Source organism: Sphingomonas rosea, from assembly GCF_039538065.1.
Lineage (GTDB): Bacteria > Pseudomonadota > Alphaproteobacteria > Sphingomonadales > Sphingomonadaceae > Sphingomicrobium > Sphingomicrobium rosea.
In genome coordinates this window covers 1,807,594-1,831,835 of the sequence record NZ_BAABBR010000001.1, presented here as the reverse complement: position 1 = coordinate 1,831,835, position 24,242 = coordinate 1,807,594, and the positions used below count along the sequence as shown (strand labels likewise).

Genomic DNA, 24,242 nt, shown 5'->3' with positions numbered 1-24,242 from the left:
GAGAATCTTTCTCCCGGCCCGGTGGACGCATCACTTCCGGTCGCCTCGAGCGAGGCCGGGGCGCGGCCCGCGACGTCACCCGGGCCTGGCGGAAAATGGTGCTTATTGCGCGAGCGGGACCGCGCCGTTGTCGGCCGGCGGGGCGTTGTTCGGCTTGACCGCACCCGCCGGCGGGGCGGTAGTGGTGCCGGCATCGCCGAGCGGCGCGGTCGGTGCCTGCTGCGACACCGGCTGAGCGGCGATCGAGGCATCGACCTTCTGCGCATCGCCGCGCGTGCCGGCGATCGCGGCGAGCACGATGCACAACACCACGAACAGGCCGCCCAGCGCCGCCGTCGCCCGGCTGAGGAAATCGGCCGCGCCGCGCGCGGTCATGAACCCCGCGCTCGACCCGCCCACGCCGAGGCCGCCGCCCTCCGAGCGCTGCAGCAGGATGACCGTGCAGAGCGAGACGGCGACGAGGGTCTGGACGATGAGCAGGAAGGTGAACATGGGCGGCCACTTAGCGGCGAAGCCCGACAAGTTCAACGATGCGGATTTTCTACGCCGCGCCCGCCTCGACGATCGGCAGGAAGTCCGCCGCCGTCAGGCTCGCGCCCCCGACCAGCGCCCCGCCGACCTCGGGCGTCGCGAAGATCTCGGCCGCGTTCGATGCCTTGACCGACCCGCCGTAGAGGATCCGTACCCCCGCCCCCGCCTCGCCATAGGCTGCGACCAGCCGCGCGCGGATCGCCGCGTGCATTTCCTCGATGTCGCCGCATTCGGCGACGCGGCCGGTGCCGATCGCCCAGATCGGCTCATAGGCGACGCTGAACCGCGCCGGATCGACCGGCCCTTGCGGCAGCGAGGCATCGACCTGCGCCGCGACCGTTTCCTCGGCCCGCCCGGCCTCGCGCACTTCGAGGCTTTCGCCCACGCACAGGATGACCTTCAAGCCCGCGCGAAGCCCCGCCTCGGCCTTGGCCCTGACGTCGGCATCGGCCTCGCGATGCGCGTCGCGTCGCTCGCTGTGCCCGACGATGACGATCTGGGCGCCCGCGTCGTGAAGCATCGCCGCCGCGAGGTCGCCGGTATGCGCGCCCTCCTCGTTGGCATGCATGTCCTGCGCGCCGACGGTAAAGCCCGGGACCGCTTCGGCCGCGCGGTGGATGAGCGTCGCGGGCAGGCACAGGGCGACGTCGACCGCCCCCTCGTACTTCGCCGCAAAGGCCGCGATCGCGCGCACTTCGCCCAGATCGGCCGAGGTTCCGTGCATCTTCCAGTTGCCGGCGACCAGCTTGACCATATGCGCTCCGTTCACTTGCCGTTGAAGTGCCGGCGCCTAGCAAGCCCCTGTGCTTGAAGGAAGCGCCGCGCGGCCCTACAGCCCCGCCCCAGTCTCTCACACGTCCAGGACCAGATACGCCCCCATGCTCGGATTTTTCCGCCGCCTCACCAAGTCCAAGGCCGGCACGGTCATCGGCATCCTGTTCCTGGTCGCGATCCTCGCCAGCTTCGCGGTCGCCGACATCACCAACCTGCGTCAGGGCGGCGGGTCGCTGCCGCAGGGCACGCTCGCCAAGGTCGGCGGCGCCGAGCTGACGCAGGCCGATCTCGACACCGCGCTCCAGCGCCGTCTCGCCCAGGTCCGCGAGCAGAACCCGCAGGCGACCTACGCCGACCTCGCGGGCGAATTCGACACCATCGTCGACAGCCTGATCCAGGAGCGCACGCTCTGGGCCTATGCCAAGAAGCACGGCTTCACCGTCTCGAAGAAGCTGGTCGACGCCGAGATCGTCAAGATCCCGGGCGTCCAGGGCCTCGACGGCCGCTTCAGCGACGCCGCCTACAAGCAGTTCCTCGCCCAGAACCGCCTGACCGACAGCCAGGTCCGCCGCGAGATCGAGACCGCGCTCCTCCAGCGGCTCGTCCTGACCCCCGTCGCCGCCAACGCCCGCGTCGCGCAGGGCCTCGCACGCCCCTATGCCGACAGCCTGTTCGAGCAGCGCTCGGGCGAGCTCGCGCTCATCCCCTTCGCCGCCTTCGTCAACGGCCCGGCCCCGACCGACGCCGAGCTGCAGGCCTTCTACCGCCAGAACCTCCCCCGCTACACCATCCCCGAGCGCCGCGCGCTCCGTATCGCCCGCCTCACCGCCGAGCAGCTCGGCTCCATCGCCCCGAGCGAGAAGGAGATCGCGGACTATTACAAGGCGAACGCCGCGACCTACGGCGGGGTCGAGAAGCGCGTCGTCTCGCGCGCCACCCTGCCCGACCGCAACCAGGTCGCCGCAATCGTCCAGCGCGCCCGTGCCGGCGGCACCTTCGCCGCCGCCGCCGCGCCCGCCGGCTTCTCCGCCGCCGATGTCAGCGTCGGGCCGCAGACCCGCGCCGAACTCGCCGCCAAGACCGGTGAAGCCGTCGCCGCGCAGGTCTTCGCCGCTCCCGCCGGCACCGTAATTGGCCCGGTCCAGTCCTCGACTGGCTTCGACGCGATCAAGGTCGAGAGCATCCAGGCCGCCGGCGGCAAGAGCCTCGAGGCCGCACGCGCCGAGATCGTCGCCAAGCTGACCGCCGACAAGAAGAAGGAAGCGCTCGCCGACCTCGTCGGCAAGGTCGAGGATGCGCTCGCCGACGGAAAGACCTTCGACGAGGTCGCCGCCGCCTACAAGCTGCCGGTCCTCACCACGCCGCCGCTGACCCGCACCGGGGCGGTGTTCGACCAGCCAACCTACAAGCTCCCGCCCGAATATGGGCAGATCGCGACGCAGGGCTTCGACCTCGGCGTCGACGACGATCCCGTGGTCGAGACGCTTCCCAACGAGGTCGGCTACGCGCTCGTCGACGTGACCGACACCGTGCCGGCGACCCCCGCGCCGCTGGCCCGGATCGCCGCGCAGGTCCGCAACGACTTCGTCGCCCGCCGCGCCAACGAGCAGGCCGCCGCCGCCGCGCAAACCGTGCTCAACCAGGTCGCCCGCGGCACCGCGCTCAAGGACGCCATGGCCGCGCTCAAGCAGCCCGGCATCAAGCCCGCCGAGGCGATCGAGCTCAAGCGCGGCGCGCTCGCCCAGTTCGCGCAGCAGGGCCAGGAAGTCCCGCCGCCGCTGCGCATCCTGTTCTCGCTGCAGCCGGGCAAGGCCCAGCGCGCCGCGGGTCCCTCGGGCATCTATCTCGTCAAGCTCGACAAGATCGTGCCCGGCAGCGCCGCCTCGCAGCCGACGGTGATCGCCCAGCAGCTCGTCGAGGTGCAGCGCGCCGCCGGCACCGAACTCGCGCTCGAGTGGCTCACCGCCGCCCAGAAGGAGCTCAAGGTCAGCCGCAACGAGGAGGCCATCGCCGCCGCCAAGGCCCGCATCCTCGGCAACGGCGCCGCGCCGGCGGAGTAACGCCAGCCTTCTGCGCGTGAGGCCAGGATGAAGCTGCTCGTCATCGACAATGTCGACAGCTTCACCTTCACGCTGGTCGATTACCTCCGCCAGCTCGGCGCCGAGGTGACGGTCGCCCGCTCGACCGACATCACCGTCGCCGACGCCCTCGCCCACCCCGGCCCGCTTCTGATCAGCCCCGGGCCCGGCCACCCCGCCGACGCCGGCATCTCGGTCCCACTCGCCGCCGCCTGCGTCGAAGCGTCCAAGCCGCTCCTCGGCGTCTGCCTCGGCCACCAGGCGATCGCGCTCGCCGGCGGCGCGACCATCGCCCACGCCGCGCCGATGCACGGCAAGACCGACGCCATCACCCACGACGGCAGCGGCCTCTTCGCCGGCCTCCCCACCCCCGTCACCATGACCCGTTATCACAGCCTCGTGGCGGAGGACCTTCCGCCCGACCTCGTCGCCACCGCCCACGGAAGCGACGGCACGGTCCAGGCACTCTCCCACCGTTCCGCCCCGGTCCACGGCGTCCAGTTCCACCCCGAGAGCATCGCCAGCGACCACGGCCTCGCCCTCCTCGCCAATTTCCTGGCGCTGGCCGGGTAACCGGTCAGCGCTCCCGCCGGGTTGGCTGGTCGGCGGCGGGCACAAAAACGTCTTGACGGACCTCGTAACGTTCCTTACCCGTTCCCCGTCTGTTCACTACAGGGCCCGTGAACCTCATGCTGACCGCCAAGCAACGCGAACTGCTCACCTACATCGACCAGCGTCTCAAGGCGGAGGGGGTGAGCCCGAGCTTCGACGAGATGCGCGAGGCCCTCGACCTCAAGAGCAAGTCGGGCGTGCACCGCCTCATCTCCGCGCTCGAAGAACGGCAGTTCATCCGCCGCCTTCCCAATCGCGCCCGCGCGCTCGAGGTCGTCCGCATGCCCGAGACGGGTAGCGGCGCGCCGGCCCCTGCCCTGTCGCCGGCCCCGCGTCCGGTGGTCGCCGCCAATGACACAATCGACCTGATGCTCGCCGGCCGGATCGCCGCCGGCACCCCGATCGAGGCGCTGCAGGGCCAGGACAGCTTCCCCGTCCCTGCCGCCCTGCTGGGACCTGGCGAACATTATGCGCTCGAGGTGTCGGGCGACTCGATGGTCGACGAGGGCATCCTCGACGGCGACTATGTCCTCATTCGCAAGACCAACGTCGCGCGCGAGGGCGAGATCGTGGTCGCGCTGATCGACCATGAGGAAGCGACCTTGAAGACCTTCCGCCGCGAAGGGCAGATGATCCGCCTCGACCCCGCCAACCGCGCGCACGAGCCGCAGCGCTACGAGCCGCGGCGCGTCGAGATCCAGGGCAAGCTCGCCGGCCTGATCCGCCGCTACCACTGACACGCCCGCCGCCGGCCGCGCGGCACTTCGGCGGACGGTCGCGCCGTTCGGGCGCACGCCTCCGAAACGGTCGGAACGCGGCGGCGGGGTCTGGCTTTTCTCCTGCCTGAAGGAGGAACAAGCCATGGCTTTCGACCGATATCGTGACGACGACCGAACCCGCGACCGGCTCCGCGACGACGAGCGCGCGCCCGACCGCGACGCTTACCGCGATCGCGACCGCGGCTTCTTCCGTTCGGGCCGCGACGACCGCGACCCCGCCAGCCGCCGCGAAGACGCCCGCGACCGGTTCGCCCGCACCGATCGCGGCGCTCCCGTCCCGACCGACGAGACCCGCGACCTGATCGCCTCGAGCAAGGTTGAGGGAACGCCGGTCTACGGCCGCGACGACCAGCGCCTCGGCACGATCAAGACGCTGATGCTCGACAAATATCGCGGCCAGGTCCGCTACGCCGTCCTGTCCCACGCCACCGGATTCCTCGGCATGGACCAGCAGCATTTCCCCGTGCAGTGGGACGAATTGCGCTACGACGAGCAGCGCGGCGGCTACCGTGTCGATTTCACGAGCGAGGACGTGCGCTACACGCTCGAACGCCGCCAGCGTGAACGCGCGGACCCTGGCCGCGACATCGACCGCGACTGGCGCCGATAGACGGCGCCAGACGGATCGTCCCGGGTCAGATCAGGCCCGGGATGATCCTTTTCACTCGCGCCGCATAAGCGTCATAGGCCCCGCCGAAACGCGCGCGCAGCAACCGCTCCTCGGCCTGGACCCGGATCGCCGTCCCGACTGCGAAGGCGACCAGGGCAAAGGGCAGATGCCGCTCATATCCCAGCGCGACCGCCATTCCGCCGAGGTAAAGCAACAGCCCGAGATAGATGGGATTGCGCACCAGCGCGAACGGCCCGTTCGTCACCAGCCGGTGCGCCTCGCGGGTCCGCGCGACCAGCGCCCATTCCTCACCCATCACGCGAAACGCGCTCAGCACCAGCCACAGGCTCGCCCCGATGAGTAGCAGCACGAGCCAAGTCCGCGGCGCTGCAAGCCCCTCGGAGAAGCCGGTCGTGACGGCGACCGGGCCCGAGGCGAGGGCAAAGCCCAGCGCCTGGACGAGGATCCCGAGCTTCGAAGAGCCGGCCTTCTCGCCGCCCTTCTGCTGCTCCGCATCCTGTCCGCGGCTGACCCGGATGATCCCGATCAGGCCGATCGCCAGACCGACGAACAGCACCGCCAGCGCCGCCGCATTGGTCGGCACGCCGCGCCACAATTGCATCATGCTTCACTCCCCCACGTAAACCCCGCGCACGGAGTGCCGCACGGTCCCGGGACTGGCAAGCCGATCAGTAGCCCGACGCGCTTTGCCCGGTCGGCTTGCTCGGGTCGATCATCGGCGCGGTGCTCGCCCCGGCGGTGCTTGCGCCGCGCGTGCTCACCATCGGACGGCTCGCGGCATAGGCCTGCGAGCGCGCTTCCATCTCGCGCTCTTCGGGATCGGTGCTCGCCTGCCGTGCGCGGCTCGAAAGGCTGCCGAACGGCCCGCCATAGCCGAGCGTGCCGTCGACCTTCATCTGCTTGGATGCCTCGGCCAGAAGCGACTTCAGCGCCATGTTCGCGAGCATCCCGTTCAGCGGCGGCATGTCGGTCGCGCCGGTCGCCTTGCGGAACTTCTCGTCGTCGATCCGGATCGTGCCCTGGACGTCGGTCGCCTTGCCCTCGTCGGCCGCAACCATCTCGAGCCCGACCATCGCGGCTTCCTCGCCGTCGATCGTCATGATCGCCTCGAGCCTCTTCCCCTCGACCTTTTCGTAATCGTAGGCGACGACGACGCTCTTGCCGTCGATCGTGCGCAGGTCCTTGCTCGGCTTGCCCCACGCCTGCTCGAAGGCGGCATAGGTCGCGCTCGGGCTCGCCTCGAACCGCTGGGTCACCGCCGGACCGCAGCCGGCCACCGCGAACCCCAGCACGCATATTCCAAGCAGACGCAACGCCATGAAAAACCCCCTAGCTCGGCACGGGCCAAGCTAGGGGGCGATCACTTGAAAATCGATTAAACGACCGCGCTTACCAGATCCGGACCCGGTCCTTGGGCGCGATGTAATATTTGCTGTCGGGCCCGACCTTGAACGCCGCATACCAGGCATCGAGGTTGCGGAGCGGCCCGATCACGCGGAAGCGCTGCGGGCTGTGCGGATCGCTCGCGACCTGCGTCTTGATCGCCTCGGGCCGCGCCTTGCCGCGCCAAGCCTGGGCGAAGGCGAGGAAGAAGCGCTGGTCGCCGGTCAGCCCGTCGATCACCGGCGCCTTCTTGCCGTTTAGGCTCTTCATGTAAGCGAGGTGCGCGACCTCGAGCCCGCTCATGTCGCCGATATTCTCGCCCATGGTGAAGTCGCCGTTGATGAACACGCCCGGCGCCGCCTCGTAGCTGCTGTACTGCTTGCCGAGCGAGGCGGTCAGCGCCTTGAAATTCTCGGCGTCCTTGGGCGTCCACCAGTCGCGCACCGCGCCATTCTCGTCGATCTTGCGGCCCTGGTCGTCGAAGCCGTGCATGATCTCGTGGCCGATGATCGCGCCCGCCGCGCCGTAGTTGACCGCGGCGTCGGCGCGCGGATCGAAATAGGGCGGCTGCAGGATGCCCGCCGGGAACACGATCTTGTTCTCGAGCCCGCCATTATAGGCATTCACCGTCGCCGGGCTCATCGCCCACTTCTTGCGGTCGACCGGCTGGCCGAGGTCGGCGAGGCGGTAGTTCCACTCGAACTGGCTCGAGCGCTTGACGTTGCCGTAGAGGTCGTCGGCCGACATGCTCAGCGCCGAATAGTCGCGGAACTTGTCCGGATAGCCGACCATCACGTCCATCTTGGAAAGCTTGCGCAGCGCCGCTTCCTTGGTCGGCTGCTCCATCCAGCTGTTGCCGCGGATCCGCTCGGCCGCCGCCAGCTTCAGGTTGGCGACGAGGCTTTCCATCTTGGTCTTGGCCTCGGCCGGGAAATAGCGCTCGACATAGGTCTTGCCGACCAGCTCGCCGAGGCGGCTGTCGACCTGCCCGATCCCGCGGCGCCAGCGCGGCCGCTGCACCGCCACGCCCGTCAGCGCCTTGGCGAATTCGAACTGGCTGTCGACGAAGCGCTTCGACAGATAGGGCGAGGCCTGCGCGGTCACCTTGTAGCGCTGCCACGTCTTCAGGGTGTCGAGCGGGGTCGCCGCGAACAGCGCCGACTTGGCCTTGATCGCCGTATTGTCGCTGACCAGCACCTTGGGGCTCGCCGCGACGCCCGACAGCGTCAGGTAGCGGTTCCAGTCGACGCCCGGCGCATAGGTCGCGAGGCTCGCCGGGGTCATCGGATTGTTGATCTTGTTGATGTCGCGAAGGTCGGTCCGCGCCCAGCTCGCCTTGGCCAGCTCGGTCTCGAAGGCGAGGATCTCGTCGGCCTTGGCTGCCGCATCCGGCGTGCCGGTCAGCGCCAGAGTCCGCTCGACATAAGCGCGATAGGCGGCGAGCTGCGGCTTGTACTTGTCGGAGAGATAGTAATCGCGGTCGGGCAGGCCGAGCCCGCCCGAGCCCACCGCCAGGCTGTTCATCGTCGGATTGGCGAGGTCGGGGATGATCTGCACCCCGAACAGCGATCCGCCGAAGCTCCACTGGCTCTCGGCCATGAACTTGAGCATCTCGTCCTTGCTCGCGATCGCGTCGACCCGCGCGAGGTCGGCCATCAGCGGCTTGGCGTCGAGCTGCTCGAGCAGCGGCTCGTTCATGTAGCTCCGGTACAGCGCGCCGATCTGGCTGTTAGCCGGCGCGCTCATCACGATCGCGCGCAGCTGCTCCTGGTTGCGGTCGTTGAGCTCGGTGCCGACGCCATTGCCCGGCTTGTCCGAGGGGATGTCGTTCGAGGCGAGCCACTTGCCCGAGGCATAGGCCTCGAAATCGTCGCCCGGCTTCACCGACAGGTCGCGCGCGCCAAGATCGACGCCCCACTTGCCGAAGGTCACCGGCACCGGCGGCGCGGCGACGACCGGCGCGGGCGCCTGCATCTGGGCGATGGCGGCGGGCGCAATGAGCGCAGCCCCCGACAGAAGCAGCGCAGCGCGTGCAAGACGATTGGTCATTAAAAATCCCCCAAAAACCGGAAAAACATGAGTCGAGCCGGAGACTGACGCGCCCCCACGCCCGCGCCAAGCCTGATCGACGAACGACTTGCGGGCATCGACGGACCTACGGAGGAACGTCGCTCAGACGGTCGGCATGACCCAGCGCACGCTGGTGAAGGTCGGCGCGTCCATCGGCTGGCCCGCCTTGTCCCGCGCCGGCTCGAACTTCCCGCGCTTGCGCAGCAGGTCGCAGGTGACGGCATCGAGCCGGGGATAGCCGCTGCTGTAACGCACCTTGCAGTCCTTGAGCTTGCCGTTCGCCCCCACGACGCCGCGCACACGCACTTCGCCCTGCTCGCCCCGCATCATCGATTCGGGCGGATAATCGACATAGGTCAGCATGGTCTGGGCATTGCGATGCTTCGGCCAGGTCGCGAGCCGGTCCTGCTCGGCGAGGGCAAAGCCCCAGCTCTTGAGGAGGTCGCGCGTGCACTCGTCGAGCACCGCGGCGACCTTGTCGGCGCCGCTGACCGGCAAGGTCACCGACAGCCGCGCCGTCGCCAGCGAGAGCGACTTGAGCTGGGGGAGCGGCATTGCGGGTTCGCGATCGTCTCCCCGGCTTCCGCTGTAGATCAGGAGCCCGTCCTTGGCGGCCGGCCAGATCATGACATAGCCCCACTTCTGCTCGACGCCGTTGATCGACAGCCTGCCCGACGTGCTGCCGTACGGTTCGTCCTTCCGCGCCGGCACCCGGAAGATGATCCGCATCCCGTCCCTGTCGGGCGAAGGCTCGAGGGCGAGCACCACCGGTCCCGCGGGCGTCGCATATTGCCTGAGCGCGACGCAGCGTTCGCCGGCGAAGTCGACCGTCCACGCGCTGGTCGGAACCGCTTCCTTGGGCGCTCCCTGGGAGAAGGCGGGACCGGACAGGATCGCCGCCACGACGCACGGAGCCAACAACAGACGCATGACAACTCCCCCTCGACCCGGCCGCACTCGGCCGTCGCCAGCTTGCCCTGCCGCGCCGCTTCCATCAACCCGGCCTTCGCCTTGAGTTTCAACGGGTCGCTACCCATCTGACCAACCCAGCGCTGGCCGCTTGCTTCAAGAACGAAAACGGAACAAAATCCCTCCATGCTGACTCACATCACCGTCAAGGGCGCGCGCGAACATAACCTCAAGGGCGTGGACGTCGCGATTCCCCGCGACCAGCTGACGGTGATCACCGGCCTCTCGGGATCGGGCAAGTCGAGCCTCGCCTTCGACACCATCTATGCCGAAGGCCAGCGCCGCTACGTCGAATCGCTTTCGGCCTATGCCCGCCAGTTCCTCGAGATGATGCAGAAGCCCGATGTCGAGCATATCGACGGCCTCTCGCCCGCCATCTCGATCGAGCAGAAGACCACCAGCCGCAACCCGCGCTCGACCGTCGCCACCGTGACCGAGATCTACGACTACATGCGCCTGCTCTGGGCGCGGGTCGGAATCCCTTACTCGCCCGCCACCGGGCTCCCGATCCAGGCGCAGCAGGTCAGCCAGATGGTCGACCGAGTCATGGCCCTGCCCGAAGGCAGCCGCCACTATCTCCTCGCCCCCGTCGTGCGCGGCCGCAAGGGCGAGTATCGCAAGGAGATGCTCGAGTGGCAGAAGGCCGGCTTCACCCGTGTCCGCATCGACGGCACCTTCTACGAGATCGACGAAGCCCCCGCCCTCGACAAGAAGTACAAGCATGACATCGAGGTCGTGGTCGACCGCATCGTCGTTCGCGACGGCCTCCAGACCCGCCTCGCCGACAGCTTCGAGACCGCGCTCAAGCTCGCCGAGGGCCTCGCCTACCTCGACCCCGCCGACCCGCCCGCCGACCCCGCGGGCGCCGAGAACACCGGCGTCGCCGAAGTCCTCCACAAGGCCGCCGACCGCGCGGTCCTCGCGACCAACGCGCCCCCGGGCCGCATCACCTTTTCGGAAAAGTTCGCCTGCCCCGTCTCGGGCTTCACCATCGCCGAGATCGAGCCGCGCCTCTTCTCGTTCAACGCGCCGCAAGGCGCCTGCCCCGCCTGCGACGGCCTTGGCGAGCGGATGGAGTTCGATGAGGACCTCGTCGTCCCCAACCACGACCTGACCCTCGCCAAGGGCGCGGTCGTGCCCTGGGCCAAGTCGCAGCCCCCCTCGCCCTACTACATGCAGGTCCTCTCGAGCCTCGCGCGGCATTACGGCTTCGAGCTTTCCACTCCGTGGAAGGACCTCGCGCCCGAGCACCAGCACGCCATCCTCCACGGCACCGGCGGCAAGGCCATCACCCTGCGCTTCGTCGACGGCCGCAAGAGCTACGAGGTCAAGAAGGCGTTCGAGGGCGTCATCGGCAACTTGAACCGCCGCCTCGCCCAGACCGAGAGCGCGTGGATGAAGGAGGAATTGTCACGCTACCAGGCCGCGCATCCGTGCGAGACCTGCCATGGCGCGCGCCTCAAGCCCGAGGCGCTGGCGGTCAAGATCGCCGGCGAGGACATTTCCATCGCCGTCCGGCGCTCGGTCGCCGATGCCTTCGCCTGGTTCGGCAGCCTCGAGCCCAAGCTCACCCCGCAGCACCAGGAGATCGCCCGCGCGATCCTCAAGGAGATCAACGAGCGCCTCGGCTTCCTCCACAATGTCGGGCTCGACTATCTTCACCTCGACCGCACCAGCGGCACGCTGTCGGGCGGCGAAAGCCAGCGCATCCGCCTGGCCTCTCAGATCGGCAGCGGCCTCTCGGGCGTCCTCTACGTCCTCGACGAGCCCTCGATCGGCCTTCACCAGAAGGACAATGACCGCCTCCTCGAGACCCTCCAGCGGCTGAAGTCGCTCGGCAACACCGTGCTCGTCGTCGAGCATGACGAGGATGCGATCCGCGCCGCCGACCATGTCATCGACATGGGGCCGGGCGCGGGCCTCCACGGCGGCGAGGTCCTCTATTCGGGCGAGCTTTCCGGCCTCCTCGAACAGGAGGGCAGCCTCACCGCCGACTATCTTTCGGGTCGCCGCGCCATCCCGCTGCCGGCCAAACGCCGCAAGGGGTCGGGCAAGAAGCTCACCGTCCACAATGCGCGCGAGAACAACCTGCGCGGAGTCACCGCCTCGGTCCCGCTCGGCACCTTCACCTGCATCACGGGCGTCTCGGGCTCGGGCAAGTCGAGCTTCACCATCGACACGCTCTACGCCAGCGCCGCGCGCTCGCTGAACGGTGCCCGGATCCTCGCGGGCAAGCACGACAAGGTCACCGGCCTCGAACAGCTCGACAAGGTCATCGACATCGACCAGTCGCCGATCGGCCGCACCCCGCGCTCCAACCCGGCCACCTACACCGGCGCGTTCACCCAGATCCGCGATTGGTTCGCCGGCCTCCCCGAAAGCCAGGAGCGCGGCTACAAGCCCGGGCGCTTCTCGTTCAACGTCAAGGGCGGCCGCTGCGAGGCCTGCACCGGTGACGGCCTCCTCAAGATCGAGATGCACTTCCTCCCCGACGTCTACGTCACCTGCGACGTCTGCCACGGGCAGCGCTACAATCGCGAGACGCTCGAGGTGAAGTTCAAGGGCAAGAGCATCGCCGACGTGCTCGACATGACGGTCGAGGACGCGGTCGAGTTCTTCAAGGCGGTCCCCGGCATCCGCGACAAGATGGCGATGCTGGCCGAGGTCGGCCTCGGCTACATCAAGGTCGGCCAGCAGGCGACCACGCTCTCGGGCGGCGAGGCGCAGCGCGTCAAGCTCGCCAAGGAACTCGCCCGCCGCGCGACCGGCAACACCCTCTACATCCTCGACGAGCCGACCACCGGCCTCCACTTCGAGGACGTCCGCAAGCTCCTCGAGGTGCTCCACGCGCTCGTCGAGCAGGGCAACACCGTGGTGGTGATCGAGCACAATCTCGACGTCATCAAGACCGCCGACTGGATCATCGACCTCGGCCCCGAAGGCGGGGTCAAGGGCGGCGAGATCGTCGCGGTCGGCACCCCCGAGCAGGTGGTGCAGGAGCCCCGCAGCTTCACCGGCCATTATCTGAAGCCCCTCCTCGAACGCGCCGTCCCCGTCGCCGCCGACGAGCCCGAGGCCCCCAGGCGCCGCACCCGCAAGAAGGTGGTCGAACTAGCCGCCGAGTAACGCCCCCTCTTCTCCCCTCCCGCTTGCGGGAGGGGCCGGGGGAGGGCTTGCCCCTCCCTCGTTCGTCCTGAGCGCAGTCGAAGGACGCATCCCCAGGGCCCGCCAGAACGGCGCCACCAGGCTCCCGCCCACCGTCTCCAGCGCCCTGTCCTCCTCGCCCAGCCCGAACCGGTAGCGCGCGCCCTTCTCCGGCACGACCAAAGTCCCGAACGCCCAGTCCCACAGCGACAGGCAGAAGCCGAGGTTGCGGTCATAGTGCGCCGGATCGACCGAATGGTGGATCTGGTGGTGCGCCGGCGACTGGACGAGCCGCCCGAGCCAGCCGGTCGCCGCGAACGGCAGCTCGCTGTGCCGCAGGTGCAGCACGCTCACCATGAAGCCCACCAGAATGAGGTTCGCGCCCCCCGCCGCGGTCACCGCCGCGGCGCCGAACGCCGTCACCAGCGCCCCCTGCACCGCCGCCACGACCGCCCCGATCACCACCGGGAACAGCGCCCATTCGAGCGGATGCTGCCGCCATTCGGTCAGCGGCGTCAGCACTTCGGCGCTATGATGGACCTTGTGGAACTCCCACAGCGCCGGCACCCGGTGCATCGCTAGGTGCGCCAGCCAGTAGCCGAGCTCGATCGCCAGAAAGGTCGCCAGCACCGACAGCCCCGTCACCCAGGGACTTGCGGCCCCGTTCGGCCCAAGCGCGGTCGAGGCACCGAAGACCAGCCCCTCCCCCCGCGCCACCGCGTCCCGCACGAAGGACACCGCCCCCGCGACCCACGGCTCCTGGAGCGTCCCCACGACCAGCGCCACCACCAAGAGCTTCACGTCGAGCCGCGTCGAGCGATGCCCGACCAGCCGCGCCGGCAACAGATAGCGCAGCACGGCCCTTGGGGACCCCACCCGCCCCCGCCGCCGCCACAAGAGCCCCGCCGCCAGTCCGGCCGCCCCGACATAGGTCCACCAAGCAAACTGCGACCCCCACGCCACGAACGGCAGCGTCCAGGCGCGGAGCAGGTCGGTGAAGGCGGCGAGCGAGGGCATCGCCGGAGAGGCTAGAGCGGGAAGGTGAAGATGGGGTTAGGAAATCTCAGTCGAGTAAACGATTGCCGAACGACAATTTTTGCCACTGGACGACCGGATCGCAGCGGTTAAGCTCACAACCAGCGAAGTTTTGCAGGCCTAGGACTTTTCATGAGCGTTAGTAAACGGTTCTCGACGTTTCTCAACAACCTTAAACTTACCGACGCTCAAAAAAGCGACGGAGCGTCTAAGAGAGAAAGTGTCGTTAGAGCTCTCAACATCCATTATTGGGGTTCAAGCAGCGGAACTTCCAATTCCCGTTTCGTCGGCTCGTGGGCCAAAAAGACGCGTATCCGTCCACCCCGAGATGTTGATGTGCTCTTCGAGCTTCCTGCAAGTATACATGCGAGGTTCGAGCAGCGGTCAGGTAACAAACAATCGCAGTTGCTTCAGGAGGTCAAGACTGTCCTCGCCAATTCGTTTACGAGGACCGCGATTAAAGGCGATGGTCCAATCGTGCTCGTCTCATTCGCCAGCTACGATGTAGAGCTTATTCCATCTTTCCAGCGATTGGGCGGTGGACACTTCGTCTGCATGACCTCTCTCGGAGGATGGTATAAACACGAGGCATACGAAGCTCAGAATGTCGCCATGACGGCTAGCAATGCTCTCTCTCGTAACAACACCCGTGATCTTGTACGAATGATGAAGCGATGGCAGAGCTTCTGCGGAGTACCTCTACGATCTTTCCATATAGAACTTCTTGCAATCGAATTCATTGCGACATGGGGAAATCGGGGTAATTCAGAAGTTTACTATGATTATATGTGTCGAGACTTCTTTGCATATATCATGGGACGTCAGAATGGCTACGTTTACGCTCCCGGTACCGCAGAAACGATGTCGCTCGGTTCAATGTGGAGCAGCAAGGCCCAATCGGCTTTAAATCGAGCCCAGAAGGCGTGTGCCCATGAAGCGAACGCCGAAATCGGACTAGCCGGTGAACAGTGGCAAATGATTTTTGGTACTGACATTCCTAGGTTTGTATGATGGATAAGACCACTTCTGCACTAATCGATGAGTGCAAACGGCAAGAGGAGTCCTGCAAGTTTACTGCAGCCAGCCTTTATATTTGGCAGAAGCGTTCGCGCTTTTGGCGCGCTGTTTTTATAATTGCTCCGATTGTTTTTGGATCAATCGCAGGGTCACAGATAATTGGCGTTTTTGGAGAGGATCGCGGAAAGCTACTTGGGCTGGCTAGCGGACTTTTAGCAGGTTTTTTCCCCGCCATATATTCGAACTTTGATCTTGGAATGCACGTCAAGGACATTGGTCGTGCAGCAGGAGATTTTACAAGCTTACGTGATCGCTTTCGTCTTCTCGCGAATGTGGACTCATTATCCTCTTACGAAGAATTCCGTAGTGCCTTCGAGCAAGTCATAGATCGGAAAGAAGCCGTCCGAAGTGGTGCTCCGACTGCACCGGAGTGGTGCTTTAAGATTGCACAAAAGAAGATCAAAGATGGTGACTACACTTTTGCAGTAGATGAAAAAGACGCACCGGCAAGCGAGCCGAGCTCGCAGGCATCTTGAGATGGCATACGTTGACCGCTTTTGCCGAGTCGTGAGCAACCTTCAGACTTGAAGCACGAGCGTCCTTTCGCTCGCGGTCTTACATTCAGAAAGCGACCCCTTGCCTAGTAGGATTTCGCCTGTTCTATCCTAGCGGATGAAGCCCTTCCCCTTTCCGCTCGACGCCGAACCCGGCGACACCGCGACCGGGCCCGATGGCCGGACTTACCGCTTCGACTATGACTGGTGCTGGCACGTCTCGCACGCCGAACGCCGCCCCGACGACAAGCCCATCCCCGTCCCCGACGATCCCGAGACCCGCGCCGCCGAGCGCGAGGCGAACCTCGCGTTCAACGCGCGGCTGAAGGCGCAGGAAGCCGCCGAGCGCGACGTCTTCCTCGCCGAGGCCGCCGCCAAGGCCGCGCGCGAGACCCGCGCCGCCGACGCCCGCGCCGTCCTTGCCGCGCAGGACAGCCGGCCCGATCCCGACGACCAGATCGTCGACCTCTACAGCAAGGACGATTACGCCGCCGTCATCGCCGAGGTCCCGCCCAACACCCGCGTCGACGGCTGGACCGCCGCGCGCCGCGTGCTGTTCCTCGAACGGCTGGAGGAGCAGGGCAGCATCATCGCCGCGGCACGCGCCGCCGACATGTCGCGCCGCGCCGTCTACCGGCTGCTGCCGCGCGCGCCGGCCTTCGCCGCCGCCTTCGCCAACGCGCTGCGCCACCATACCGCGATCCTCGCCGACACCCTGTTCGACCGCGCCATCCACGGCCACCAGGTCCCCGTCTTCCACGGCGGCGAGCTGGTCGGGACCCGCACCGTCCACCACGATGCGCTCGGCATCTACCTGCTGCGCGTGCGCGATCCGTTGAACTATGCGCCGATCGACGAGCTCGAGCGGTGGAAGCGCGAGCGCGCGCTCGATGCCGGGGCCGAAACGCCGGAGCCGCCCGCGCTGCCCTCGCCGCGCCCGCCCGAATGGCCCCTGCCCCATGGCGGTGCCGGCGCCGCGTGATTTCGACTCGCGGACCCTAGGACATTCGAGACCTTGTTCAGCTTTCTCCCTAGACCGGCGGGAGCACCGACACCCGCGCCCCCTTGCCCCCGCAGCGCGCGCAGCGGAGCCGGGCCTCGGCCTCCTCGAAGCTCGTCACCCCCATCGCCCGCACCGTCTCGAGCCCGCTCATCGTCCGGGCGGCGGCGCAATGGGGGCAGTCGATCCGGATGCTGGCGCGAAAGCGCATGAGGTCACCGGTGTTGCGGATATGCTTGGCGGACATGGGTGCTGATTATACGCATGGGAGAACGGAACGGGAACATCGACGCGGCGAAAAAGCTGTGGATCATGTCCCCGGGGTTGCGTCGGTCGGCCGGGGACCACAAATGAGCCCCATGCTGATCCAGACCGAGCGCACGCCCAATCCCTCGACCCGCAAGTTCCTTCCCGGCCGGACCGTGATGGAAGCGGGCAGCCGCGACTTTCCCGACGCTGCCTCGGCCGAGGCGAGCCCCCTCGCCGCCGCGCTCTTCGCGACCGGCGACGTCGAGGGCGTCTTCTTCGGCAGCGACTTCGTCTCGGTGACCGCCGCGCCCGACGTCGACTGGGCGGGGCTCGAGATCGACGTGATCCAGATCCTGCTCGACCATTTCGTCGGCGGCGCCCCGCTGTTCGTGGCCGGAAGCGCCGGCTTCCACGTCGCGCCCGACGACACGCCCAGCTTCGACGAGGACCCCGCCGACGCCGAGATCGTCGAGCAGATCAAGGAACTGCTCGAGACCCGGGTCCGCCCGGCGGTCGCGCAGGACGGCGGCGACATCGTCTATCGCGGCTACAAGGAGGGCACGCTCTTCCTCGCGATGCAGGGCGCCTGCGCCGGCTGCCCGTCCTCGGCGGTGACCCTGAAGCGCGGGGTCGAGAACCTCATTCGCCACTACGTCCCGGAGGTCGAGACGGTCGAGGCGGTCTAGACCGCCGCGGGCGCGACCCGCCCCGCCCCCATCTTGGCCTGCCGCCAGTGGCCCGACTTGTAATAGGCCGTGGCGAGCGCGAGGTTGACGAGCGTCGAGGCGGGGAAGCTCCACCACAGGGCGTCGGGCCCGATCAGCGGCTCGCCCGCCCAGGCCACCCCCAGCCGCACCGGCAGCAGCCCGATCGCGAGGATCACCAGCGGCCCCACCACCGCGCCATTGGCCCGGACGGTGCCGAACAGCACCAGGGTGACGCCGAACAGGAGGAAGCTCCAGGTCGCGATCCACTGGATGTGCATCGCGATCGGCAGCGCCGGGCTGTCCATCCCGAGGAACAGGCCGAGCGCCGGCTTCTCGAACAGGAGGAACAGCCCGATCAGGCTGGCGGTGATGACGAGCGTCTGGACGATCGCGGTCCTGGTGATCTCGGCCACCCGGTCCCAGCGCCCCGCCCCGATGTTCTGCGCCGTCATGGCGCTCACCGCCGCGCCGAACGCCATCGCGGGCATCTGGATATAGGTCCACAGCTGCATGGTGACGCCATAGGCCGCGGTGGTGTGGACCCCTTGGCGGTTGACGAGGAACACCAGCATCAGGCTCGACACCGAGATGACGATCATCTGGAGCCCCATCGGGAAGCCCTTGACGATGATCGACCGGAGCGTCGGCCCGAACGGGTTGAGGTAGGCGAGCTCCGGCCCCCGCAGGCGGAGGACGAGGTCCTTGGCGTAGATGTAGGTGACGAGCCCACCGAGCGCGACCCAGTTGGCGATGACGGTGGCGGTGGCCGAGCCGGCGATCCCCATCTGCGGGAACGGCCCGATCCCCGCGATCAGCAGGGGGTTCAAACCGCTGTCGAGGATCACCGCGAGGATCATGAACCAGAGCGGCGTCAGGCTGTCCCCCGACCCGCGCAGCGCCATCATCGACATGACGAGCAGGATCGTCGGCGGCATGCCGAGGAAGATGACCCGCAGATAGTCGTCGGCAAGCGGCACCGCTTCTGGCGGCGTTCCGAGCATCCCCAGGATATGCGGCGACAGGAACCAGCCGCCGATCGCGACCAGCGTCCCGAGCAGCGCGAAGAAGCCAGCGGCATTGCCGAAGGCGCGGCGGGCGCTGTCGATGTCGCGGCGGCCGAACGCCTGCCCGATGAGGATCGAGCTCGCCATCGAGAAGCCGAAGGTGAAGGCGGTCAGCACGAACACCGTCATGTTCGCGTTGGCGGTCGCGGCGAGCGCGTCCTCGCCGATCAGCCGCCCGACCCAGGCGGCGTTGATCGAGCCGTTGAGCGACTGGATGATCGACGACCCCAAGGTCGGCAGCGCGAAGGCCAGCAGGGTCCGGGCGATCGGCCCCTGCGTCAGGTCACGTCGGTTCGGGCTCTGGGCGCTTGGGGGCTTGGGATCGGCGTCGGCCATTCACTCTCCTTGGACGGTCACCCCAAACGCGCCAAGGCGGCCGAAAGTCGCTCCGCCTCGGCCGACCTGGTCTCATGGTCAGCCCGCGCCTTGGCGACGGCCTCGGGCTTGGCCCGCTCGGCAAAGGCGGGATTGGCGAGACGCGCGGCGAGGCTGTCGCGTTCCTTCGCCGCCGCCTCGATCGCCTTGGCTAGACGCGCCTTCTCCGCGTCGAGGTCGATCGCGTCGCCTAGCGGGAAGGCGATGGTCGCCCCGGCCGCGAGGATCTGGGCCGAGCCCGCCGGCGGCGCATCGGCGGCAATCGGCACGCCGATCTTGACCATGCGCGCGAGGATCGCCTCGCCCTTGCGCAGCTGCGCCAGCGCCGCGTCCGACCCGCCGAGGACGTGCGGCACCAGCGTCGCGGTCCACGGAATGTTGAGCTCGGCGCGAAGCGTGCGGACCCCCGCGACCACGTCGATCAGGCTGTCGATCTCGGCCTTGGCGGCGGGGTCGACCGAGGCTTTCGGCTCGGGCCACTTGGCGACGATCAGGTCGTAGGGACGTGTGCCCATGCCGTGCCACAGCTCTTCGGTGACGAAGGGCATGAAGGGGTGGAGCATGACGAGGATCTGGTCGAACGCCCAGGCGGCAACGGCGCGGGTCTCGTCGTCGAAGCTGCCCTTGATGAGCTCGACATACCAGTCGCAGAAGCTGCCCCAGGTGAAGTGGTAGATGGCGTCGGCCATGCCGTCGAAGCGCAGTTCGTCGAAGGCGCGGTCGAGCTTGCCAAGCGTCCCCACCACCTCGCCGATGATCCAGCGATTGACCGGCTGGGTGGCGGCGGGCGCTTCGATCGAGGCCGACGGGCCGACCCCGTTCATCTGGAGGAAGCGGGCGGCATTCCACAGCTTGGTCGCGAAGTTGCGATAGCCCTCGACGCGCTTCTCATCGAGCTTGATGTCGCGGCCCTGGCTTTCCATCGCGGTCAGCGTGAAGCGCAAGGCGTCGGCGCCGTACTTGTCGATGAGCCCAAGCGGATCGACGGTGTTGCCCTTGGACTTGCTCATCTTCTGGCCGGCGGCGTCGCGGACGAGGCCGTGAAGGTAGAGCGTCTTCCACGGCACCTCGTCCATGAATTCCAGCCCTTGCATCGCCATGCGGGCGTCCCAGAAGAACAGGATGTCGAAGCCCGAGATGAGAACGTCGTTGGGATAATGGCGCTTGAGGTCCGCGGTCTCCTCGGGCCAGCCGAGCGTGGCGAAGGGCCACAGCGCCGAGCTGAACCAGGTGTCGAGAACGTCGGGATCCTGCACAAGCTCGCGGTCGTCGCCGGCAAGCGCACGGGCCTCGGCTTCGGTCTCGGCGACGAAGGGCGTGCCGTCGGCGTCATACCAGGCCGGGATGCGGTGGCCCCACCAGAGCTGGCGCGAGACGCACCAGGGCTGGATGTTCTCGAGCCAATTGTACCAGGTCTTGGCCCAGCTTTCGGGGACGATCCTGATCGCGCCCGAGCGGGTCGCCTCCATCGCGCGGTCGGCGAGCGGCTTGACGTCGACATACCATTGGTCGGTCAGCCACGGCTCGATCACCACGCCCGAGCGGTCGCCGAACGGGGTGGCGATGGTGCGGTCCTCGACCTTGACCAGCGCGCCCGCCTCGTCGAGCAGTTCGACCACGCGGCGGCGGGCATCGAAGCGCTCGCGGCCGACGAGTTCGTCGGGGACCAGCCCGTCCTGCGTCTGGCAAACGTAGGCAGCGGCATCGAGCATGTTGAGCATCTCGCCCGCCTTGAAGCCGGCCCGCTTGCCGACCTCGAAGTCGTTGAAGTCGTGCCCCGGGGTCACCTTGACCGCGCCCGACCCAAGCTCGGGATCGGCATGCTCGTCGGCGACGATGGGGATGAGGCGGCCGGTGATTGGCAGCTTGATCTGCTTGCCGACCAGCGCGGTGTAGCGCGCGTCCTCCGGGTGAACCGCGACCGCCATGTCGGCGAGCATCGTCTCGGGCCGGGTGGTGGCAACCTCGATGTGGCCGCTGCCGTCGGCGAGCGGATAGCGCAGCGTCCAGAACTTGCCCGCGACTTCCTTGGTCTCGACCTCGAGGTCGGAGATGGCGGTGCCAAAGCGGGGGTCCCAGTTCACGAGGCGCTTGTCGCGGTAGATGCGCCCGCGCTTGTGGAGCTCGACGAACACCTTGAGCACGGCTTTCGAAAAGCCCTCGTCCATGGTGAAGCGCTCGTTCGACCAGTCGCACGAGGCGCCGAGGCGGCGGAGCTGGCGGGTGATCTGGCCGCCGCTCTCGTGCCGCCACTCCCAGACCTTGGCGACGAAGTCGTCGCGGGCGAAGTCGGTGCGCTTCTGCTGGCGCTCGGCCATCTGCCGCTCGACCACCATCTGGGTGGCGATGCCGGCATGGTCGGTGCCCACGACCCACAGCGCGTCCTTGCCCTGCATGCGGGCGCGGCGGGTCAGGATGTCCTGCAGCGTGTTGTCGAGCGCGTGACCGATGTGGAGGCTGCCCGTGACATTGGGCGGCGGCATGACGATGGTGAAGGGCTCGGCCTCGCCGCGGCTCGGGCGAAACTGGCCCGAGTGTTCCCAATGGTCGTACCAGCGGGCCTCGATCGGGCCCGGCTCGAAGGTCTTCGGCAGTTCGGTGCTCATGGTGCAGTGCGGTAAAGAGCGCAGCCGCATCCATCAACCGTCATGCCGGACTTGATCCGGGATCCCCTGCCTTCCCGTATAAAGAAAGGCAGGCGGACGCCGGATCAGGTCCGGGGTGACGTCATTGTGCAGGCGGCGTCGCGGCGGTCCACTTGTTCAGCCAGTTGCCGACCTCGCGGTACCACTGGATCGAGTTCTGGGGCTTGAGCACCCAGTGGTTCTCGTCCGGGAACACGACGAGGCGCGAGGGGATGTTGCGGCGCTGGAGGGCGGTGAAGGCGGCGATCCCCTGGGTGTAGGGAATGCGGAAATCCTTCTCGCCGGTGATCACCAGCTGCGGGGTCTTCCACTTGGCGACGTGGTTGACCGGGTTCCACTTCTCGAACGCGGCGGGGTCCTCGTAATAGGTCTTGCCGCCATGCTCCCACTCGTCGAACCACAGCTCCTCGGTCTCGTAGGCCATGGCGCGGGCGTCGAACACGCCGTCATGCTGGACGATGCACTTGAAGCGGTCGGGCCATTGGCCTTCGATCCAGTTCATCATGTAGCCGCCGTAGCTGGCGCCCAATGCACAGGCATTGTCGGCCTGGAGCTGCTTGTCCTGGCTGGTGGCGAAGGCGAGGCCCTTCTGGAGGTCCTCGAGCGGCCACCCGCCCCAGTTGTTGCGGATCGAGTCGGTGAAGGCCTGGCCGTAGCCGGTGCTCCCGTGGAAATCGACGCTGACCACGCCATAGCCCGAGCCGAGGCCCGCGAAGGCACGCGGGTTCCAGCGGTAGGACCAGCCGTTGCCGAAGCTGCCCTGCGGGCCGCCGTGGACGACGAAGGCGATCGGCAGCGGCTTGTCGGTCACCGGCTTGATCTTGATGCCCCAGACCTTGTCGCCATTGGCACCGGTAAAGCTGAAGCGGTCGACCGTGACGGGGTCGAGCTCGGCCAGCAGCGACTTGTTCACCGCGGTGAGCTGGACCGGCTTGGCCTTGCCGCGGAGCATGTAGAGGTCGTCCGGCGCCTGGATGCTGTTGGAAGTGTAGAGCACGGTGCCGTTGGGAAGCTGGCGGACGTTGCCGGTGTGGCCCTCGCCGGTCAGGCGCGCGACCTTGCCGCTGCGCACATCGACGCGGAAGACCGGGGTCTCGAGCGTGTCGTCGGCGGTGACGAGGATCGACTTGCCGTCGGGGGCCCAGGCGATCGAGCCGACCGAGCGGTCCCAGCCCTGGGTCAGCGCCCGGACCTGGCCGGTGGCAATGTCGCGCAGCTTTAAGACCTGGCGGTCAGCCTCGTAGCCCGCGCGGGCCATCGAGACATAAGCGAGCGTCCGGCCGTCGGGCGAGACGGTCGGCAGCGTGTCGGTGCCGTCATTGTCGTCGGTGAGGTTGGTCGGCTGGGACGAACCGTCGGCGGGCGCGGCGAAGATGTCCAAGTTGGTCGAGGTCGGCTCGATCCGACCCGCCTCGCGCAGCGCGAAGAAGACCGTCCGGCCATCCTTCGACCAGCTGATCTCCTCGCCGCCGCCGAAGGGCTTCGAGGGCGTGTCGCCGACGAGCCCGCCGGTGACCCGGGTACCGAGGCCGGTCAGGCGGCCGTTGACCACCGGGAAGGTGAAGATGCGGCTCTTGACGCCGGGCTCGGCCCAGGTGTCCCAGTGGCGCACGAACAATTGGTCATAGGTGCGGCCCGAGCCGCCTTCCTTGCCGGCGAAGCGGACGGTGGCGCAGGTGAGATCGGGGCAGTCCTTCTGGTCGGCCCAGACGAGGACCGCGTTGCCCGCGGGCGACAGCTTGAAGCCGGAGATGTCGGCGCCGAATTCACTGATCTGGGTCGCCTGGCCGCCGATCGGCATGCGGTGCAGCTGGTCGCGCTCGCCGACCGCCTTGAGGAAGTAGAGCGCGCCGTCGGGTCCGAACACCGCGTCGTGCGCGCCCTCGGCGCCCGCCAGTGGCTGCGGTGCGCTGCCCGGCTTCGTCAGGTCGAGGATGTGGAGGACGTTGCTACGCTTGTTCTTCTCGAGATCGGTAGTCGAGAGGGTGAAGACGGCATAGCGACCGTCGGGCGCAACCTCGGGGCTGCCGAGACGACGCATCGACTGCATGTCGGTGGCGGTCATCGGCCGCGCGGTGGCGACGGCAGGGGCGACAATGGCGGCAGCGGCCGCGAGGAGGGCAAGACGCTTGATCATGGCGCGAGGGGTAGCAGCGCCGCGATGAACCGCAAGTGGTCGTTCTAGAGCGGCTGCCCGGTGATGCGGCCGATCTCGCGCTTCACATGCTCGTCGACGATCGCCGGCAGGTGCTGATCGAGCCATTCCTTGAGGATCGGGCGAAGCATGTCGCGGACCACCTGCTCGAGCGGATTGACCGACGGCGGCGGGGGCGCGGCGGCGGCGACTTCCTGCAACGCGACGAGCTTGGCGCGGCTGGCCTCTGCGGCATCCTCACTGACGAGCGGGGGGCCGAGGTCGACGTCGGGGAGGTGCAGTTCCTCGACCACCGGATCATCGAGTTCGAGCACGTGGGCGTCGTCCTCGTTTTCCTCCGAAGCCGGCGCGGGCGACCCATCCCCGATCGGCCCGGCCTGCACCGTGGTGCGCAGCTCCTTTTCCTCCGCGATCACTTTCTTGATCGACGCAAGGATGTCTTCCATCGAGGGTTCGCGGCCGGGCATGGT

General features: G+C 67.7%; 21 protein-coding genes. 9 read left to right on the top strand and 12 right to left on the bottom strand.

Translation table 11 applies throughout. From position 1 onward, the window contains the following. Positions 1-102: 102 nt before the first annotated feature. Together secG and tpiA are read right to left on the bottom strand one after the other, a co-directional pair. Positions 103-492 (bottom strand): preprotein translocase subunit SecG, encoded by a 390-nt coding sequence (gene secG, locus ABD693_RS09155; RefSeq protein ID WP_344696756.1) that lies wholly within the window; start codon positions 490-492, stop codon positions 103-105. Positions 493-541: 49 nt separating this feature from the next. After that, positions 542-1,285, bottom strand: coding sequence for a triose-phosphate isomerase (gene tpiA / locus ABD693_RS09150; RefSeq protein WP_344696755.1), 744 nt, complete (start codon positions 1,283-1,285; stop codon positions 542-544). A 124-nt stretch (positions 1,286-1,409) separates the two neighbouring features. Between tpiA and ABD693_RS09145 the strand changes: the two genes are divergently transcribed. The 4 genes from ABD693_RS09145 (at position 1,410) to ABD693_RS09130 (ending at position 5,384) form a co-directional block, all read left to right on the top strand. Further along, positions 1,410-3,365 (top strand): peptidylprolyl isomerase, encoded by a 1,956-nt coding sequence (locus ABD693_RS09145; protein WP_344696754.1) that lies wholly within the window; start codon positions 1,410-1,412, stop codon positions 3,363-3,365. Positions 3,366-3,392: 27 nt separating this feature from the next. Then, positions 3,393-3,956, top strand: a complete 564-nt coding sequence (locus ABD693_RS09140; protein WP_344696753.1) for an anthranilate synthase component II — start codon at positions 3,393-3,395, stop codon at positions 3,954-3,956. A gap of 116 nt (positions 3,957-4,072) precedes the next feature. Then, positions 4,073-4,732 (top strand): transcriptional repressor LexA, encoded by a 660-nt coding sequence (gene lexA, locus ABD693_RS09135; RefSeq protein ID WP_344697605.1) that lies wholly within the window; start codon positions 4,073-4,075, stop codon positions 4,730-4,732. 124 nt (positions 4,733-4,856) lie between these two features. Continuing rightward, on the top strand, positions 4,857-5,384 hold the full coding sequence (locus ABD693_RS09130; RefSeq protein WP_344696752.1) for a PRC-barrel domain-containing protein: 528 nt from the start codon (positions 4,857-4,859) through the stop codon (positions 5,382-5,384). A 25-nt stretch (positions 5,385-5,409) separates the two neighbouring features. Here the strand turns inward: ABD693_RS09130 and ABD693_RS09125 are convergent, their stop codons facing one another. The 4 genes from ABD693_RS09125 to ABD693_RS09110 all read right to left on the bottom strand — a co-directional run bounded on the left by ABD693_RS09125 (position 5,410) and on the right by ABD693_RS09110 (position 9,788). Further along, positions 5,410-6,009 (bottom strand): methyltransferase family protein, encoded by a 600-nt coding sequence (locus ABD693_RS09125; RefSeq protein ID WP_344696751.1) that lies wholly within the window; start codon positions 6,007-6,009, stop codon positions 5,410-5,412. A 64-nt stretch (positions 6,010-6,073) separates the two neighbouring features. After that, entirely contained in the window at positions 6,074-6,724 is a 651-nt protein-coding gene (locus tag ABD693_RS09120) for a hypothetical protein (protein WP_344696750.1), read from the bottom strand. Positions 6,725-6,794: 70 nt separating this feature from the next. Beyond that, positions 6,795-8,837: a M13 family metallopeptidase gene (locus tag ABD693_RS09115; RefSeq protein ID WP_344696749.1), complete on the bottom strand. Its 2,043-nt coding sequence runs from the start codon at positions 8,835-8,837 to the stop codon at positions 6,795-6,797. 123 nt (positions 8,838-8,960) lie between these two features. Next, a complete protein-coding gene (locus ABD693_RS09110; protein ID WP_344696748.1) occupies positions 8,961-9,788 on the bottom strand; it encodes an energy transducer TonB in 828 nt (275 codons plus the stop codon). Positions 9,789-9,953: 165 nt separating this feature from the next. Between ABD693_RS09110 and uvrA the strand changes: the two genes are divergently transcribed. Then, complete coding sequence (gene uvrA, locus ABD693_RS09105) at positions 9,954-12,953, top strand: excinuclease ABC subunit UvrA (RefSeq protein ID WP_344696747.1); 3,000 nt, start codon at positions 9,954-9,956, stop codon at positions 12,951-12,953. On the opposite strand, the gene ABD693_RS09100 is transcribed toward uvrA, so the two are convergent. Beyond that, positions 12,939-13,988: a sterol desaturase family protein gene (locus ABD693_RS09100; protein ID WP_344696746.1), complete on the bottom strand. Its 1,050-nt coding sequence runs from the start codon at positions 13,986-13,988 to the stop codon at positions 12,939-12,941. The genes uvrA and ABD693_RS09100 overlap by 15 nt on opposite strands. A 150-nt stretch (positions 13,989-14,138) precedes the next feature. On the opposite strand from ABD693_RS09100, the gene ABD693_RS09095 reads away from it, so the two are divergent. The 3 genes from ABD693_RS09095 to ABD693_RS09085 all read left to right on the top strand — a co-directional run bounded on the left by ABD693_RS09095 (position 14,139) and on the right by ABD693_RS09085 (position 16,559). Beyond that, positions 14,139-15,017, top strand: a complete 879-nt coding sequence (locus ABD693_RS09095; RefSeq protein WP_344696745.1) for an SMODS domain-containing nucleotidyltransferase — start codon at positions 14,139-14,141, stop codon at positions 15,015-15,017. Then, on the top strand, positions 15,017-15,559 hold the full coding sequence (locus ABD693_RS09090) for a hypothetical protein (protein ID WP_344696744.1): 543 nt from the start codon (positions 15,017-15,019) through the stop codon (positions 15,557-15,559). The genes ABD693_RS09095 and ABD693_RS09090 overlap by 1 nt, the downstream gene beginning before the upstream one ends. A gap of 136 nt (positions 15,560-15,695) precedes the next feature. Then, positions 15,696-16,559, top strand: a complete 864-nt coding sequence (locus ABD693_RS09085; protein WP_344696743.1) for a hypothetical protein — start codon at positions 15,696-15,698, stop codon at positions 16,557-16,559. A gap of 49 nt (positions 16,560-16,608) precedes the next feature. Here the strand turns inward: ABD693_RS09085 and ABD693_RS09080 are convergent, their stop codons facing one another. Beyond that, positions 16,609-16,824, bottom strand: a complete 216-nt coding sequence (locus ABD693_RS09080) for a hypothetical protein (protein WP_344696742.1) — start codon at positions 16,822-16,824, stop codon at positions 16,609-16,611. Positions 16,825-16,936: 112 nt separating this feature from the next. On the opposite strand from ABD693_RS09080, the gene ABD693_RS09075 reads away from it, so the two are divergent. Beyond that, entirely contained in the window at positions 16,937-17,512 is a 576-nt protein-coding gene (locus ABD693_RS09075) for a NifU family protein (protein ID WP_344696741.1), read from the top strand. Here the strand turns inward: ABD693_RS09075 and ABD693_RS09070 are convergent. From ABD693_RS09070 to ABD693_RS09055, 4 genes are all read right to left on the bottom strand, one after another. After that, positions 17,509-18,933, bottom strand: coding sequence for an MATE family efflux transporter (locus tag ABD693_RS09070; protein WP_344696740.1), 1,425 nt, complete (start codon positions 18,931-18,933; stop codon positions 17,509-17,511). The two genes, ABD693_RS09075 and ABD693_RS09070, sit on opposite strands and share 4 nt — an antisense overlap. A 17-nt stretch (positions 18,934-18,950) precedes the next feature. Next, complete coding sequence (locus tag ABD693_RS09065; protein ID WP_344696739.1) at positions 18,951-21,578, bottom strand: valine--tRNA ligase; 2,628 nt, start codon at positions 21,576-21,578, stop codon at positions 18,951-18,953. 121 nt (positions 21,579-21,699) lie between these two features. Further along, positions 21,700-23,754, bottom strand: a complete 2,055-nt coding sequence (locus ABD693_RS09060; RefSeq protein ID WP_344696738.1) for a S9 family peptidase — start codon at positions 23,752-23,754, stop codon at positions 21,700-21,702. Positions 23,755-23,798: 44 nt separating this feature from the next. Beyond that, entirely contained in the window at positions 23,799-24,239 is a 441-nt protein-coding gene (locus tag ABD693_RS09055) for a DUF2497 domain-containing protein (protein WP_344696737.1), read from the bottom strand. Positions 24,240-24,242 lie beyond the last annotated feature (3 nt).

What these genes read in the sequence shown, in the direction of transcription:
- secG (WP_344696756.1), bottom strand. Translation starts at nt 492, where the DNA reads ATGTTCACCTTCCTGCTCATCGTCCAGACCCTCGTCGCCGTCTCGCTC.
- tpiA (WP_344696755.1), bottom strand. Translation starts at nt 1,285, where the DNA reads ATGGTCAAGCTGGTCGCCGGCAACTGGAAGATGCACGGAACCTCGGCC.
- ABD693_RS09145 (WP_344696754.1), top strand. Translation starts at nt 1,410, where the DNA reads ATGCTCGGATTTTTCCGCCGCCTCACCAAGTCCAAGGCCGGCACGGTC.
- ABD693_RS09140 (WP_344696753.1), top strand. Translation starts at nt 3,393, where the DNA reads ATGAAGCTGCTCGTCATCGACAATGTCGACAGCTTCACCTTCACGCTG.
- lexA (WP_344697605.1), top strand. Translation starts at nt 4,073, where the DNA reads ATGCTGACCGCCAAGCAACGCGAACTGCTCACCTACATCGACCAGCGT.
- ABD693_RS09130 (WP_344696752.1), top strand. Translation starts at nt 4,857, where the DNA reads ATGGCTTTCGACCGATATCGTGACGACGACCGAACCCGCGACCGGCTC.
- ABD693_RS09125 (WP_344696751.1), bottom strand. Translation starts at nt 6,009, where the DNA reads ATGATGCAATTGTGGCGCGGCGTGCCGACCAATGCGGCGGCGCTGGCG.
- ABD693_RS09120 (WP_344696750.1), bottom strand. Translation starts at nt 6,724, where the DNA reads ATGGCGTTGCGTCTGCTTGGAATATGCGTGCTGGGGTTCGCGGTGGCC.
- ABD693_RS09115 (WP_344696749.1), bottom strand. Translation starts at nt 8,837, where the DNA reads ATGACCAATCGTCTTGCACGCGCTGCGCTGCTTCTGTCGGGGGCTGCG.
- ABD693_RS09110 (WP_344696748.1), bottom strand. Translation starts at nt 9,788, where the DNA reads ATGCGTCTGTTGTTGGCTCCGTGCGTCGTGGCGGCGATCCTGTCCGGT.
- uvrA (WP_344696747.1), top strand. Translation starts at nt 9,954, where the DNA reads ATGCTGACTCACATCACCGTCAAGGGCGCGCGCGAACATAACCTCAAG.
- ABD693_RS09100 (WP_344696746.1), bottom strand. Translation starts at nt 13,988, where the DNA reads ATGCCCTCGCTCGCCGCCTTCACCGACCTGCTCCGCGCCTGGACGCTG.
- ABD693_RS09095 (WP_344696745.1), top strand. Translation starts at nt 14,139, where the DNA reads ATGAGCGTTAGTAAACGGTTCTCGACGTTTCTCAACAACCTTAAACTT.
- ABD693_RS09090 (WP_344696744.1), top strand. Translation starts at nt 15,017, where the DNA reads ATGGATAAGACCACTTCTGCACTAATCGATGAGTGCAAACGGCAAGAG.
- ABD693_RS09085 (WP_344696743.1), top strand. Translation starts at nt 15,696, where the DNA reads ATGAAGCCCTTCCCCTTTCCGCTCGACGCCGAACCCGGCGACACCGCG.
- ABD693_RS09080 (WP_344696742.1), bottom strand. Translation starts at nt 16,824, where the DNA reads ATGTCCGCCAAGCATATCCGCAACACCGGTGACCTCATGCGCTTTCGC.
- ABD693_RS09075 (WP_344696741.1), top strand. Translation starts at nt 16,937, where the DNA reads ATGCTGATCCAGACCGAGCGCACGCCCAATCCCTCGACCCGCAAGTTC.
- ABD693_RS09070 (WP_344696740.1), bottom strand. Translation starts at nt 18,933, where the DNA reads ATGGCCGACGCCGATCCCAAGCCCCCAAGCGCCCAGAGCCCGAACCGA.
- ABD693_RS09065 (WP_344696739.1), bottom strand. Translation starts at nt 21,578, where the DNA reads ATGAGCACCGAACTGCCGAAGACCTTCGAGCCGGGCCCGATCGAGGCC.
- ABD693_RS09060 (WP_344696738.1), bottom strand. Translation starts at nt 23,754, where the DNA reads ATGATCAAGCGTCTTGCCCTCCTCGCGGCCGCTGCCGCCATTGTCGCC.
- ABD693_RS09055 (WP_344696737.1), bottom strand. Translation starts at nt 24,239, where the DNA reads ATGCCCGGCCGCGAACCCTCGATGGAAGACATCCTTGCGTCGATCAAG.